Consider the following 15,219-nt stretch of genomic DNA (forward strand, 5'->3'; position numbering starts at 1 on the left):
ACATCCCTTTGAATAGAATGAAATAGGCCCCTGTATACATGTTCAAAACAGGCGCTTAGCTCTGCTCAACCACTTCCGCCTGCATACTAAACTACATAAAACAACCTGCTCTTCTTCCATGATTATTCAGACTCGTCCAAAAAAATGCTATAATTAATGTGAAATCGCACAAACAGATTATCCGTCCTGCTGATGGATGTAAGAGATGTCCAGAGTAGGTTCATTCAATTGTTTTTTCTAGTCTTTGAGGGCACCATCTTTCAACGACTCTTTAAATGGAAAAAGCACTATAGAAAATCTTATGTAAAGGAAGTAAAATGAATGTCATTCGATGGATTATTCACGAAAGCGATAACGGAAGAAATCGCTTCTTTATTAAAAGGCGGACGCATCAATAAAGTGCATCAGCCCTATAAAAACGAAATCATACTGGTGGTTCGCGCCGGAGGTAAAAATCAGAAACTACTTCTTTCCGCACACCCAAGCTATTCTAGGGTACAGCTGTCAGAGGAAAGCTATGAAAATCCGAAAGAGGCACCGATGTTCTGCATGTTGCTCAGGAAACACCTGGAAGGATATACAATCGAGGACATCTATCAACATGAGCTAGATCGGATGATCATCCTCGAAGTGAAAGGCAGAAATGAACTGGGCGATATCTCCCAGAAACAGCTGATCATCGAAATCATGGGTCGCCATAGCAATATCATCTTGGTTGATAAAGAGCGGAATATGATTTTAGACAGCATCAAACATGTTTCACACGCAGTGAACAGCCACCGGGCAATTTTACCCGGCCAGGAATACATTCTGCCACCTGAACAAGAAAAACAAAATCCTTTTGACGCCACTGAAAATGATATAAGGAAATCGCTGGACTTTAACGCTGGTAAGCTTGACCGTCAGCTAGTAGCCCATTTCTCAGGGGTTTCGCCTTTAGCAGCTAAAGAGGCTGTTTACCGTGCTGGTTTGGCCAACAGTTCGACCCTCCCACCTGCTTTTTCGAGCCTCATAAAAGAGATTGCAAATCGTGAGTATGTCCCGACCATTAAACAAGATGGCAGTAAAGAAGTTTTTTATATGCTTTCCCTGAAGCATTTGACGGGTAAAGAAAGGTCATTCCCATCCTTGAGCGAGATGCTTGACCGATTTTACTTCGGGAAAGCCGAGCGAGACCGCGTCAAGCAAAAGGGCCAAGATATAGAACGCTTCATTACGAATGAAATAGAAAAAAACGCCAAAAAAATCGGCAAATTGGAACGTACGCTAAAGGAAACGGAACGTGGGGAACAATACCAACTGTTCGGTGAATTGCTAACAGCCAACTTATATCAAATGAAAAAAGGCATGAAGGAAATCGAGGTCATCAATTATTACAATGAAGATCAAGAGACTGTCGTTATCCCGCTTAATCCATTAAAAAACCCGTCTGATAATGCACAGAAGTACTTTTCAAAGTATCAAAAGTCCAAAAATGCAGTGGTGGTCGTCCAAGAGCAAATCGAAAAAGCCCAACTGGAATTGGCTTACTTTGAAGCCTTGCATCAGCAACTCCAGTCTGCCTCACCGAAAGATATCGAGGAAATACGCGAAGAACTTCAAGAAGAAGGGTACATCCGTCAGAAAAAGAAAAAGGGCATGAAAAAACCTGCCAATGCCAAACCGCAGCTTGAGACTTATTACAGTAGTGATGGAGATCTCATATTTGTCGGGAAAAATAATAAGCAAAATGACTACCTTACGAATAAATTTGCCCGTCGCGATGAAATTTGGCTTCATACGAAGGATATTCCTGGCTCACATGTCGTGATCCGGAATGAATCTCCAAGTGAAAAAACAATAAAAGAAGCGGCCGTTTTAGCTGCATTTTTCAGTAAAGCCAAGCAATCAAGTTCGGTGCCTGTCGATTTCACCCAAGTTCGTCACGTGAAGAAGCCGAATGGCTCGAAACCAGGTTTTGTCATCTATGAACAGCAACAAACCGTTTATATCACTCCGGACGCCGATACGGTCATTTCTTTAAAGGAAGAAACCGTAAAGCGTTAAGGATTAATAAAACAGCACCCTGTGAACTGCAGCCAAATGTTAGACACATGATCTAACAATTGGCATGCAGTTTTTATTTTGATGAAGTATTGTCTATTGATAGCGGAAAAGTGAAGGATATGCTGATAGTAATTGTATAGAGAAGAAACCCATTTGTTCTCATAAAAATGCCTTGGATGCCACCAGGTCGAAAGTATTGTTGAATAGTAAAGTGAGAAAGTAAATACATATTTCGGGAATAAACACGCAAGAAATACCTATTCAAAGATCTACCATTCTAGAACCAATCATTTGTAAAGCACTGAAGGTTTGATATTTTCAACTAAATCCATAAAAACTATGGTAATATAGTTTCTGTCGTAAAAGGGAGGAATTATTTTAATGAAAAAAATATGGAGTATGAGTATTTTGATGGTGGTTTTACTTTTGACCGCATGTTCAGGTGAGGAACAAACTGTTTCAACAGAAAACGGTTCTGCTACCAACACAAAAGCTGAGCAAAAAGATAAAAAGGAAGCTAAAGTAGAAATAATACAAGAAACATTTGGTGCTTGGAAAGATTCTATAGATTCTGTATGGGTGAACTATTCTGCTGAAGTGAAAAATACCGGGAATGCCCCTGCTTCGTTGAGGGATATCCAAATTAATTTTGAAGGGGAAGACGGAAGTGTCCTTGGTACAGCTAGTATGATAACGGCTACACCTGAGGTAATTATGCCAGGTGAAACGGCGTATATTGGTGAATCCACTATTTTAGAATCTGTGAAAGACCCTAAATTGCTCAATAAAGCCTATTCTAATATAGATTTCGATACAACAGATGAGGAACCAGTCTATTTAAAAACGGAAAATGTTAAGGTGAACGCTTTGAGAGGTGATTTTTCAGATAACCCTTATTCTGTCACAGGGAATGCTATAAATGATGGAGATGAAAAAGCGGATGACATTCGTTTGGCATCTGGTTTATATGACGAAGAGGGGAATTTGTTAGGCGTATTAAATGGTTCATTGGATATTGGGTTGAATGCCGGTGGAAAAACTGGATTTGAACTGAACTATCCAGAACTTCCAGCTACCGTCAAAGGAAAAGCGAAAGAAGTAAAAACTATTGCTTATAGTTGGAAATGGTAATTTAATAGTATATTAAAAGACTTCCTTAAAAAAGTGAAAAATAGAATGTTTCCACATGAAATAACCTTTGGGACACCGCTAGTATTAGTGGTGTGCTTTTTAAAATTAATACGACACCTGATCACCCTCCTTTTACTTCCACCATAGCCAAAGCTTAAAGGATAAAGTTAATGTGTCATGCTGGTACGGCACAAAAAAAGTTAAAACAACACCCCGAACTCTTTAGGGAATACGAAGTGCTGTAAGCATACCTATTTTACATCTACCCGTTAGCTCGATTCATGCCGAAATCCATGCGGAATTTTCTGGATTTTCACGCCACTTTTTTAACTTTTCCAGTTCTGCCACAGTAATGTAGCCTTTTTCGTTAGCCACTTTTATCAATGTTGAATAATCACTTAAGGAAAAGTTCGTGATTCCTTTTTCAGCAAACTTTGCTTTACCCTTTTCTAATTCGTAGGTAAAGATCGAAACCACCCCAAGGACATCACATCCTGCTTTTCTAAGAGCGTCGACTGCCGTTATGACGCTACCGCCTGTTGATATCAAATCCTCAACGACTACCACTTTTTGACCTGGCAAAGCACGACCCTCAATTTGATTGCCCTTACCATGTTCCTTCGCTTTCGAACGGACATAACACATCGGTGTCTCCAATTTATCACTCACCCAGGCTGCATGCGGTATTCCAGCTGTTGCAGTTCCAGCGATCAGCTCGGCATCCGGGAAATTCTGTTGGATCAATTCTTTCAATCCTTCTGCGATTTCGTTACGAACTACTGGATAGGAAAGGGTCAAACGATTATCGCAATAAATGGGTGACTTAATTCCAGAGGCCCACGTGAATGGATCATTAGGCTGTAGGAACACCGCTTTTATTTCTAAAAGATGTTCTGCAATTAATTGGTTTAACATCGTATTCCCTCCCAGGCTGCTTTCACGTCTATATACGCTTGTAATGGATCTTTTGCTGATGTGATTGATCTTCCTACCACGATTGCATCTGACCCTATGATCCTTGCCTGTTCAGGCGTGGCTATTCTATGTTGATCATGCATTTGTCCACCTGCATTACGAATGCCGGGTGTGACCGTCATAAATTGGTCGCTAATGCGTCCATGGATGCTCATCACTTCATGGGTAGAGCAGACAACTCCGTCAAGACCGGCATCGTGGGTAAGCTTTGCGTAGTGTAGCACTGAATCCTCAAGCGTTCCGGGAATGTTTTGTTCCAGGTTCATCTGTTTCTGCGAGGTACTTGTCAGTTGTGTCACCCCGATGCATAACGGACGCTTTTTTCCGGAAGCCGTTCCACTATCCAGCCCTTCAAGCGCCGCTTCCATCATTCTGCTTCCGCCGGCCGCATGGACATTCACCATCTCCACATTCAATGTAGCAAGCCCCCTCATTGCCATTTTGACCGTATTAGGGATATCATGAAGCTTCAAGTCTAGAAAAATATCATGCCCATGTTCTTTTACATATGAAATGATGGTTGGCCCATTCTGATAAAACAGCTCCATTCCGACTTTAACTGCTAGTTTCTCAGATTGAAAATGTTTTAAAAACCGCTTCGTTTCATCCAGGTCAGGAAAATCAAGCGCGATGATTAACGATTTCTTCACTTTTCTTCCAGCTCCTTCCGGTACATTGAGTTATATGTTCAAATCCCAACTCATCCAACAATCTTGGCAAATCTTCAATAATCGTCGGGCAAATAAACGGATCAACGAAGTTTGCTGTTCCCACCGCAACTGCGCTCGCACCCGCGTGGAAAAATTCAATGACATCCTCCGCACAATTGATTCCGCCCATACCAATGATTGGAATCGAAACTTGTTGGCTCACTTCATAAATCATCCTAAGTGCTACCGGTTTAATGGCAGGGCCAGACAGCCCACCAGTCTTGTTTGAAAGGATTGGCTGACCCGTTTTTAAATCCAAGCGCATGCCAACTAACGTATTGATCATTGTCAGTCCATCGGCTCCGCCTTCTTCAACCGCTTTGGCCATGGCCACAATATCGCTGACATTGGGAGAAAGCTTCACATAAACCGGGACCGAGGAAACCTCCTTGACTGCCTTGGTTACTTCCTTTGCAACTTCGGGAACCGTACCAAAAGCGATGCCACCTTCTTTTACATTCGGACAGGAGATATTCAATTCGAGTGCCGCTACATTCTCTGCCTTGCTGATGTCCCGGGCAACATCTACATAATCAGCTATATGGGATCCGGCAACGTTGGCGATGATTGGCACATCATATTTACTGAGCCACGCCAATTCATCATGAATGACTTTATCTAGACCCGGATTTTGCAATCCGATTGCATTCAACATGCCGGAAGAAGTTTCGGCGACACGCGGTGTCGGGTTGCCAAAACGAGGCTCGGGTGTTGTCGCTTTAATCATGATGGCTCCCAATATATCCAAATCAAAGAACTGGCTGTATTCACGCCCGAATCCAAAACAGCCTGAAGCTGGCATGACCGGATTTTTTAAGTGTAAACCGGGTAATTCCACCGATAATCTGCTCATAGTACCACCTCTCCTGCACGAAATACGGGTCCGTCACTGCATACCTTCTTATAACTAAAGCCTTCCGGATCGTCTGCAGTGTGACATACGCATGCAAAACAAGCACCGATGCCACAACCCATCCTTTCCTCTAGCGATAGATAAAGCTTCTTGTCGCCATACCCCGCTTCCAACGCCTTCAACATCGGTGTTGGCCCGCAGGAAAAGACCGTTTCAAATTTGGCACCCAGCTTCTCGATGACCGTCGTAACGAATCCTTTTGTCCCGTATGATCCATCCATCGTTGCAATATATGTATCTCCTAATCCCCTAAACTCTTCTTCGTAAAAAACGGCAGCCTTCGTTTGGAAACCAAGTACATGAATGACCCTGACTCCTCTCATACCCAGCATTTTCGAGAGTTGGAACAGGGGCGGGACACCTATTCCGCCACCGACCAGCAATGCGGTCTCTCCCGCTTTCGCTTCATGAACCGGAAAGCCATTACCAAGTGGACCGAGAATATCGACTCCTTCCGTCTCCTTACGCTGAGACAATAACATGGTTCCTTTCCCTTCAGCCCGATAAATCATCGTGAACTGATTTTCAGTATGGTTATAAGAAGAAATCGAAATCGGGCGTCTTAGCAACGGCTCGGTACCTTCCGTCGTTTTAATTTGGACAAATTGGCCCGGTTGCTTCATTTCAGAAACTAACTCACCTTGTAAGGTCAGCTCAAATATCAATGGAGCCAGTTCTTTATGTGCCAACACCTTCATTGTTTCCTTCTTGATCATGTATAGCTCACCTCACGACTTTTTTTCGCCTTTCCCATGGCTTCCGTTGAGAATGTCATGGATTCGATCACTCTTAAAATGGCTTCTGCTGTATCCAATGATGTCAAGCAGGTAACTCCATTTTCAACCGATTCACGTCGGATCCTGAACCCATCCCGTTCCGGCTGCTTTCCTTTCGTCAATGTGTTGATGACAAACTGAGCTTCCCCGTGACGGATGACATCCAAAAGGTTTCTGCCCTCTTCACCGATTTTTCCTACGACATCCGTTGGAATGCCGGAACCTCCTAGCATTGTTGCCGTTCCACTTGTGGCAATTAGCTTGAAGCCGATGTTATGAAAGCGTCTAGCCAACTGAAGTGCTTCCTGCTTATCTTTATCCGCTATCGTTAGCAAGACCGTTCCGTGACTTTGGATTGTGAAACCACAGGCAACAAGTCCCTTGTATAAGGCCTTTTCTAGCGTGCTGTCTTTCCCCATTACTTCACCCGTCGACTTCATCTCTGGCCCGAGTGAGATATCCACTCCTCTTAGTTTAGCAAATGAGAAGACAGGCACTTTTACATAAACCCCCCTTTTTTCGGGAACTATTCCAGGCTGGTATCCTTGAGTTTCAAGCGATTGCCCTAAGATCACCTTAGTGGCCAAATTCGCCATCGGCACATTCGTAATTTTGCTTAAGAATGGAACTGTACGGCTTGATCGTGGATTCACTTCAATGACATACACTTCGTCATTACTGATAACGTATTGGATATTTAGCAGACCGATGATATTCAAGCCTTTTGCCAATCTGGTCGTGTAATCTATGATCACTTGCTTTTGTTTTTCCGTTAGGCTTTGAGGCGGATAGACGGCAATCGAATCGCCCGAGTGAACGCCCGCCCGTTCGATGTGTTCCATGATTCCAGGTATGACCACGGTCTTGCCATCGGAAATTCCGTCGACCTCCACTTCTTTACCCGTTAGATACCGATCAATCAGTACCGGGTGTTCCGGATTGATTTTTACCGCATTTTTCATGTAATACAATAATTCTTCTTGTTTATAGACAATTTCCATCGCTCTTCCTCCGAGTACATAGGAAGGCCTTACTAAAACGGGATACCCGATATCCTCAGCTATAATAATCGCTTCTTCAACGGACGTGGCCGTTTTCCCTTTCGGCTGCGGAATGCCCATTTCTTGGAGGGCATATTCGAACTTATTTCGATTTTCCGCACGATCCAGGTCTTCTAGAGAAGTACCGAGGATTTTCACGCCTCGTTCAACCAGTCCTTTTGCAAGATTGATGGCGGTCTGGCCACCAAATTGGACGATGACCCCTTCAGGTTTCTCCAAATCAATGACATGCATCACATCTTCAAGCGTCAATGGCTCGAAGTAAAGTTTATCGGATATACTGAAATCCGTTGATACCGTTTCCGGATTATTATTGATGATGATTGCTTCATAGCCCGCTTCTTTGATGGCCCAGACGGAATGCACGGTCGCATAGTCGAATTCCACACCTTGACCAATACGGATCGGACCTGACCCAAGCACGATGACGCTCTTCTTAGCCGTAACCACCGACTCGTTTTCCTCTTCATATGTTCCGTAAAAATACGGTGTTTCCGATTCGAATTCTGCGGCACACGTATCCACCATTTTATAGACCGGTATGATTCCATTTTGTTTCCGGTATTCATAAACATTGATTTCAGAGACTTCCCAGATTTCCGCAATGGTTTTGTCGGAAAAGCCAAGCTCTTTAGCCCTTTGCAAAACTTCCGTGTCATAAATATGAGTACGTAACTCTTGTTCAAAGTCGATGATTTTCTTCAGTTTATGAAGGAAGAATAAATCGATTCGGCTCCATTCGTGAATGGTTTCAATCGTTTTTCCTCTTCTTAATGCCTCACCGATATAGAATAACCGTTCATCTCCCGCTTTCCGGATTCTTTTTTCAATTATTTCATCAGTGAAATTCTCACTCAACTCGAGGTGATATAGACCGGCTTCAAGGGAACGAACAGCTTTAAGTATCGATTCCTCGAATGTTCGGCCAATGGCCATGACTTCTCCGGTTGCCTTCATTTGCGTGCCGAGCCTGCGATTGGCACTTTCAAATTTATCGAATGGCCAGCGTGGGATTTTCGTGACCACATAATCTAGCGCCGGTTCGAAACTGGCATATGTTTTTCCTGTGACCGGGTTCATCATTTCGTCAAGTGTTAAACCTACCGCAATTTTAGCCGCAAGTTTGGCGATTGGGTAGCCTGTCGCTTTTGAAGCAAGTGCAGACGAACGGCTGACCCTTGGGTTTACTTCTATGACATAGTAACGGTAGCTATGCGGATCCAGAGCCAGCTGGACATTACACCCACCTTCAATTTTCAAGGCACGGATGATTTTCAACGAAGTATTCCTAAGCATTTGGTACTCTCGGTCACTTAGCGTTTGGCTTGGTGCCGCAACAATTGAATCACCTGTATGTACACCGACCGGATCAAAATTCTCCATATTACAAACGACAATTGCATTGTCATTGGAATCTCGCATTACTTCATATTCCACTTCCTTAAAACCGGCAATGCTCTTCTCAAGCAGGCACTGATGGACCGGGCTGCTTTTCAAGCCGCCTTCAACAATCTCGATCAACTGTTCCTCGTCCTCACAAATTCCGCCTCCTGTTCCACCTAGTGTGAAAGCGGGGCGCACGATGACTGGATAGCCCACTCGTTCCACGAATGCATAAGCCTCTTCCAAATTATGAATAATGTCGCTATCAGGAACCGGCTCATCAAGTTCATTCATTAATGTCCTGAACAACTCTCGGTCCTCCGCTTGTTGGATGGCTGAAAGTTTCGTACCCAGGATTTGGACGTCGCATTCATCCAAGACTCCGGAGTTAGCCAGTTCAACAGCCATATTCAATCCCGTTTGCCCCCCCAAAGTCGGAAGCAAGGCATCAGGACGCTCTTTACGGATGATTTTGCTGACAAATTCCAGCGTGATGGGTTCTATATAAACCGCATCCGCCATTTCACTGTCGGTCATGATTGTCGCAGGATTGGAGTTGATTAGAATTACTCGGTAGCCCTCTTCTTTTAATGCGATGCATGCTTGTGTCCCGGCATAATCAAATTCAGCGGCCTGACCGATGACGATTGGACCTGAACCAATAACTAGGATGCTTTTTATATCCCGGCGTTTAGGCATTTTTCTTCCCCCTTCGTAGTGGCAACTTCAATGTTCCGTAAAAATTCATCGAAAAGATAATTGGCGTCTTCCGGTCCTGGTGATGCCTCCGGATGGTACTGGACCGTAAAGGCCGGGTAATGTTTATGGCGTAAACCTTCGATGGTATCATCATTCAAGGCAGTATGTGTCACGGTAAGATCGGTATTTTCGATTGAATTCATTTCGACTGTGTAACCGTGATTTTGGGAAGTAATGGATACTTTTCCCGTACGAAGATCCTTTACTGGATGATTGGATCCGCGATGACCGAATTTTAGTTTGTCTGTATCTGCTCCGTTTGCAAGCGCGAATAGCTGATGTCCAAGGCATATACCGAATAGTGGGACTTCTTGTTGGATTATACGAATCATTTCTAACGTTTTCCGAACACTTTTGGGGTCTCCTGGTCCATTGGACAGCATCACCCCATCCGGATGATAGTGCATGACTTCCTCTGCCGTGACATTATAAGGAACGACCACGACATCACATCCACGATTCGTCAACTCTCGTAAAATACCATGCTTCATTCCGTAGTCGACTAGTACCACTCGTGGTCCCCTACCTGGACTTGAATAAGCCGTTTTAGTAGATACCTGTTTTACTTGATTGGTCGGGAGGACCGTTGCTTTAAGCTGGGTTACAACCTCGTCGACCCTTTTATTCAAATTGCAGAGTGCCCCTTTAAGAGCACCGGTTTTTCTGATGATCCTTGTCAGCTTTCTCGTATCGATTCCAGAAATTCCAGGTATATTCTTCATTTTCAAATAGTCATCAAGTGATAATCGATTGCGCCAGTTAGAAGGAAAGTCTGCAGTTTCCTTCACGACGAATCCGGCAATGGCTGGATTAATTGATTCAAAATCATCCCGGTTGATACCATAGTTCCCAATTAGTGGATAGGTCAAAGTTACAATTTGACCGCAGTAAGATGGATCGGATAAAATTTCTTGATAACCTGTCATCCCCGTGTTAAAAACGACTTCCCCGATTTTCTCCACCTCTCCCCCGAATGCTTCTCCAATGAAAACTGTACCGTCTTCTAAAATAAGCTGTCTTTTCATTGCTGAACACGTCCTTTCTCCCAAACTACCTTTCCTTCTGCAAAAGTCATAACCGGCCAGCCATAGCATTTCTTTTCATTGAAGGGTGTATTTTTCCCTTTTGAAAAGAACTCATCTTTATTGATTGCCTGTACTGCATCCAAGTCGAGTAACGTGATATCTGCCAATCCGCCTTCTTTTAGCTGGCCGTATGGAAGCGAGAAGCTTTCGGCTGGTTTGACGGTCAGGAAATCGAGCAACTGTTTCAAGGTGATCACTTCTTTTTGGACCAATTCCGTATAAAGCAGTGGGAAGGCCGTTTCTAGACCCACAATTCCAAACGGAGCAAGTTCCATCATTTGTGCCTTTTCCTCGGCCGAATGTGGGGCATGGTCTGTTGCGATGAAATCAATGGTTCCGTCTAGCAGGCCTTCAATCAAAGCATCGCGATCTTCGCGTCCCCTTAATGGAGGGTTCATTTTATAATTCGTATCAAGCCCTGGAATATCATCTTCTGAGAGTAATAGATGATGCGGTGTCACTTCCGCAGTGACTTGGATACCGGCACGTTTGGCATCTCTTACGGTTCTCACCGATTCTTTCGTTGAGATATGGCAAACGTGGTAATGGCAGCCTGCCGCTTCCGCAAGCAAGATGTCACGAGCAATCTGTACAGCTTCGCATACTGAAGGAATTCCATTAATCCCATTTTCTTTGGAAAATCTGCCCTCATGAACGGAGCCTTTATTGATTAAGGTATTATCTTCGCAATGGGCGACCACAGCCATATCATTGGCGGCTGCCCGCTTCATCGCCTCAAGCATCATCCCTGCATCTTGAATGCCAACACCGTCATCTGTAAAAGCGAATGCCCCTGTCTTCTTAAGTGCTGAAAAATCAGTCAGCTCCTTGCCAGCTTCTCTAATCGTGATCGAAGCATAGGGTAACACGCGAACATGTGCCGTTTCTTCAATTTTTTTATTCAACGCCTCAAGGTGCTCCATAGTGTCTGGTACAGGTCTTGTATTGGGCATGGCCGCTACCGTCGTAAAGCCACCTCTGGCCGCCGCCAAGGTTCCCGTTTCAATGGTTTCTTTATGTTCTCCCCCCGGCTCACGTAAATGTACATGGAGATCTATGAATCCTGCTGTAACAAGCAGCCCATCAGCATCTATTACTTCACTACCTTCCGTCGGCAGGTTCTCCCCTATTTTCGTGATGAACCTTCCCTCTATTTCTATATCTGCTTTCTTGGATTGATTTTGATTATCTAGCAATACTCCATTTTTGATGACAGTTTTCATGAGTCATTCCTCCTTTATTTTTTTCAAGTACATTTTTAAGCACGGCCATCCTGATGAAAACGCCATTTTGCATTTGTTTAAAAATTCTTGAGCGACTGCATTCAACTAAATCACTATCAATTTCCACCCCGCGGTTAATAGGTGCAGGATGCAGGATGATGGCACTTGGCTTCATCGCTCTTTCACGTGCTTTGGTCAATCCGAACCTTTCCAGATAATCTCCCTTATCCACATCGTATTTATCGTTATGCCTTTCATGCTGAATTCTTAATAACATGACCACATCAGAAGTAGAGAATGCTTGATTGATGTCTTCGTATTTTGCGAAACTGCTGTTTCTGTCGAACCATTCAGGGGGACCTGAATATATAACTTCTGCACCGAGACGAGTCAGCGCCTCTGCATTTGATTTCGCCACGCGACTGTGCCTCACATCTCCAATAATCGCAATTTTCAGACCTTTAAAACTATTAAACTCCTGTTTTATGGTCAATATATCAAGCAACGACTGTGTCGGGTGATTTCCACAACCATCCCCGGCATTGATAATGGGGATATGTAGTTTGTCTTTCAATTCATCAAAGTAGTTGTCTTGTTCATGACGGATGATTAGGGCATTGACTCCTATCGATTCGAAGGTTTTGACAGTGTCATATAAGGTTTCTCCTTTTAATACGGATGATGTTCCCGGCTCAAAAGGAATGACCTCAAGACCTAATTTTCTTTCTGCCATTTCGAAGCTTGATTTCGTTCGTGTACTTGGTTCAAAGAAAAGGTTGGCGACCATGGTCTGCTGCAGGGGCATCCAGTTCGTTCCGGTGGCAAATCCTTCTGCCTCATGTAAAATTGTTTCAATTTCAGCTATAGATAACTCATTCATCCTCAATAACCTTTTCATCATACCTGCTCCCTTCACAACTTTTTTTGTGATTCGGGGGGTAAAAAAAACCCCGCCATTTAAGGACAGGGTGTAAGTCATAAAGACTTTAGAGGGCTTGGGTAAAAACCTACCCTGGCTTTCCCCTCCGTCTTTATAGCAACACCCTTTTAAGTCTCTCTGGACTTCTTTTAAAAGGTGACTTAGAATCTATTATTCTTTTATTTTACAAAAATGTCTCCGGTCACTTTTTCTCTGTCCGGTAAGACTAGGTTAAGAACAATCCCGACTATCGCTGAGAGCGCCATTCCGGATAGAGAAACATTTTCCGAGAGTTGTACGAATGCACCGCCAATCCCTATTACTAAGATGACCGACGCAATCATCAGATTACGTTTTTTATCAAAATTCACTTGATTATCTATCAACATTCTTAACCCGCTTGAAGCGATGATACCAAAGAGAAGGATTGAAATTCCGCCCATGACGGCCGTGGGTATTGAACCGATTACCGCTGAAATTTTCCCATTGAAGCCGAAGATCATAGCTGTCAACGCTGCACCACCGATGATGTAGACACTAAATGCCTTCGTCATCGTCAACACCCCGATATTCTCACCATATGACGTAAGTGGTGGTCCCCCGATTAGGGAACCAATCATGATGCCTGCCCCGTCACCCAGGATGGATCGGTGCAAACCCGGCTTTTCCAAAAAGTTTCTGCCGACCACTTTACTTAATACCATCTGGTGCCCGATATGTTCAGAAAGGGTGACAATGGCGACTGGTACCATGATGGCGATGACTTCCCAAGAAAAAGTTGGCGTATAGGTTATGCCGGGTATCATGAATTCCGGCATTTCCCACCATTTTGCTGATTCAATCGGTCTATAATCGATAATTCCCGCTAATGCCGAGCAGACGTAACCGACTATAATTCCCATCAATATAGGAATTAAGTTTAGGAATCCTTTAAAGAAAATGTTACAGACTATCGTAGCGGCTAAAGTGATGAGCGCTATGATGATATAGGTTACGCTGTAATTATGTTGTGGATCGTACATAGCCATGTCTACCGCTGTTCCGGCAAGACTCAGGCCAATTACTATGATAACGGGCCCGACAACGACCGGAGGCAATATAACCATCAGCCAGCGTAACCCGACTTTATGGATGACCAATGCCACTATTCCATATATGAAGCCTGCTGCAAAACAACCGATCATTGCTGCTTCCGGCCCACCAAGTGACTTGGCCGCAATAATTGGAGCTATAAAAGCGAACGATGAACCAAGAAAAGCAGGTATTCGACCTCTCGTAATAAATAAGTATGATAATGTTCCTAAGCCACTGGAAACCAATGCAACTGCTGGGCTTAGACCGACTAGGAATGGCACTAACACAGTGGAGCCAAACATCGCAAACAGGTGCTGGATACTTAATGTAATCCATTGGCCAAATCTTGGTACGTCTTCTACATCGAGGATGATGTCTTTTCTTCCGTCTTCCATTTTCCTTTTCCCCCTATGAACATTGCTTCTAAGATACAAAGAAACCCTCTTTGCAGTATAAACAAAGAGGGTTTCGCGGGAGGGCATAATCTATCCAATATAGGATTAGAGGTCCCGTCCCGATTCACTCCCTTTGCCGGCCTCTCTGGACCGTTTTAAAAGGGCAATATTTTATTATCGTTTTTCATTTCTCTAATATGGTGACCTGATCGAGATCGTCCACTTCCGTCAAAGTGACCGTAACCTTCTCGGATTGAGATGTGGGAATATTCTTCCCGACGTAATCCGCACGAATCGGAAGTTCCCTATGACCTCTATCCACTAAGACAGCCAATTGAATTTGCGAAGGTCTTCCCATATCCACCAATGCGTCCATTGCCGCCCTAACGGTTCTTCCTGTGAAGAGAACATCATCCACTAAGATAATTTTCTTATCCGTAATCGGAACCGGAATATCGGATCCTTTTACAACAGGTTCGCCATCGTTCGTCTTCGTCGATAAATCATCACGATAAAGCGTTATATCTAATTCACCTAACTGAATTTCTTTACTTTCAATTTGACCGATTCGCTTGGCAAGTCGGTCAGCCAAGAAGATACCCCGAGTACGAATCCCGACTAAGATACAATCCTCAATTCCTTTATTTTTTTCAATAATCTCATGGGCAATTCTAGTCAAGGCCCTGCTGATGGCCTTTTCATCGAGCACTATTGCTTTCTCATTCATGTGGACCGCCTCAATTTCTTTTGAACTGTGAGCTCTCCTTCA

The 15,219-nt window shown here is 43.8% G+C and carries 12 protein-coding genes; 2 read left to right on the forward strand and 10 right to left on the reverse strand.

Annotation, left to right across the window (positions count from 1 at the left end; translation table 11 throughout):
* The first annotated feature begins 321 nt into the window (after window positions 1-321).
* A complete protein-coding gene (locus ACQKL5_RS05060; RefSeq protein WP_427606915.1) occupies window positions 322-2,046 on the forward strand; it encodes an Rqc2 family fibronectin-binding protein in 1,725 nt (574 codons plus the stop codon).
* Between the two features lie 381 nt (window positions 2,047-2,427).
* Window positions 2,428-3,177, forward strand: a complete 750-nt coding sequence (locus tag ACQKL5_RS05065; RefSeq protein ID WP_427606916.1) for a hypothetical protein — start codon at window positions 2,428-2,430, stop codon at window positions 3,175-3,177.
* 279 nt (window positions 3,178-3,456) lie between these two features.
* On the opposite strand, the gene pyrE is transcribed toward ACQKL5_RS05065, so the two are convergent.
* The 10 genes from pyrE to pyrR form a co-directional block, all read right to left on the reverse strand.
* The gene (gene pyrE, locus ACQKL5_RS05070) at window positions 3,457-4,092 is read right to left on the reverse strand and encodes an orotate phosphoribosyltransferase (RefSeq protein WP_427606917.1); all 636 of its coding nucleotides are present in this window, start codon (window positions 4,090-4,092) and stop codon (window positions 3,457-3,459) included.
* Window positions 4,086-4,802, reverse strand: coding sequence for an orotidine-5'-phosphate decarboxylase (gene pyrF / locus ACQKL5_RS05075; protein WP_427606918.1), 717 nt, complete (start codon window positions 4,800-4,802; stop codon window positions 4,086-4,088). The genes pyrE and pyrF overlap by 7 nt, the downstream gene beginning before the upstream one ends.
* The gene (locus ACQKL5_RS05080) at window positions 4,774-5,715 is read right to left on the reverse strand and encodes a dihydroorotate dehydrogenase (RefSeq protein ID WP_427606919.1); all 942 of its coding nucleotides are present in this window, start codon (window positions 5,713-5,715) and stop codon (window positions 4,774-4,776) included. Before ACQKL5_RS05080 ends, pyrF begins: the two co-directional genes overlap by 29 nt.
* Window positions 5,712-6,488, reverse strand: coding sequence for a dihydroorotate dehydrogenase electron transfer subunit (locus ACQKL5_RS05085; protein WP_427606997.1), 777 nt, complete (start codon window positions 6,486-6,488; stop codon window positions 5,712-5,714). Before ACQKL5_RS05085 ends, ACQKL5_RS05080 begins: the two co-directional genes overlap by 4 nt.
* The gene (gene carB / locus ACQKL5_RS05090; protein ID WP_427606920.1) at window positions 6,488-9,694 is read right to left on the reverse strand and encodes a carbamoyl-phosphate synthase large subunit; all 3,207 of its coding nucleotides are present in this window, start codon (window positions 9,692-9,694) and stop codon (window positions 6,488-6,490) included. The genes ACQKL5_RS05085 and carB overlap by 1 nt, the downstream gene beginning before the upstream one ends.
* A complete protein-coding gene (locus tag ACQKL5_RS05095; RefSeq protein ID WP_427606921.1) occupies window positions 9,673-10,779 on the reverse strand; it encodes a carbamoyl phosphate synthase small subunit in 1,107 nt (368 codons plus the stop codon). Before ACQKL5_RS05095 ends, carB begins: the two co-directional genes overlap by 22 nt.
* The gene (locus tag ACQKL5_RS05100; RefSeq protein ID WP_427606922.1) at window positions 10,776-12,062 is read right to left on the reverse strand and encodes a dihydroorotase; all 1,287 of its coding nucleotides are present in this window, start codon (window positions 12,060-12,062) and stop codon (window positions 10,776-10,778) included. The genes ACQKL5_RS05095 and ACQKL5_RS05100 overlap by 4 nt, the downstream gene beginning before the upstream one ends.
* Window positions 12,025-12,960 carry an aspartate carbamoyltransferase catalytic subunit gene (locus ACQKL5_RS05105; RefSeq protein ID WP_427606923.1) on the reverse strand — a complete coding sequence of 312 codons (936 nt, stop codon included), beginning with the start codon at window positions 12,958-12,960 and terminating at the stop codon, window positions 12,025-12,027. The genes ACQKL5_RS05100 and ACQKL5_RS05105 overlap by 38 nt, the downstream gene beginning before the upstream one ends.
* A gap of 200 nt (window positions 12,961-13,160) precedes the next feature.
* Complete coding sequence (locus tag ACQKL5_RS05110) at window positions 13,161-14,450, reverse strand: solute carrier family 23 protein (RefSeq protein ID WP_427606924.1); 1,290 nt, start codon at window positions 14,448-14,450, stop codon at window positions 13,161-13,163.
* Window positions 14,451-14,634: 184 nt separating this feature from the next.
* A complete protein-coding gene (gene pyrR, locus ACQKL5_RS05115; RefSeq protein WP_427606925.1) occupies window positions 14,635-15,177 on the reverse strand; it encodes a bifunctional pyr operon transcriptional regulator/uracil phosphoribosyltransferase PyrR in 543 nt (180 codons plus the stop codon).
* Between the last annotated feature and the right edge of the window lie 42 nt (window positions 15,178-15,219).

It is taken from the genome of Peribacillus sp. NPDC097675 (assembly GCF_050277655.1).
Lineage (GTDB): Bacteria > Bacillota > Bacilli > Bacillales > DSM-1321 > Peribacillus.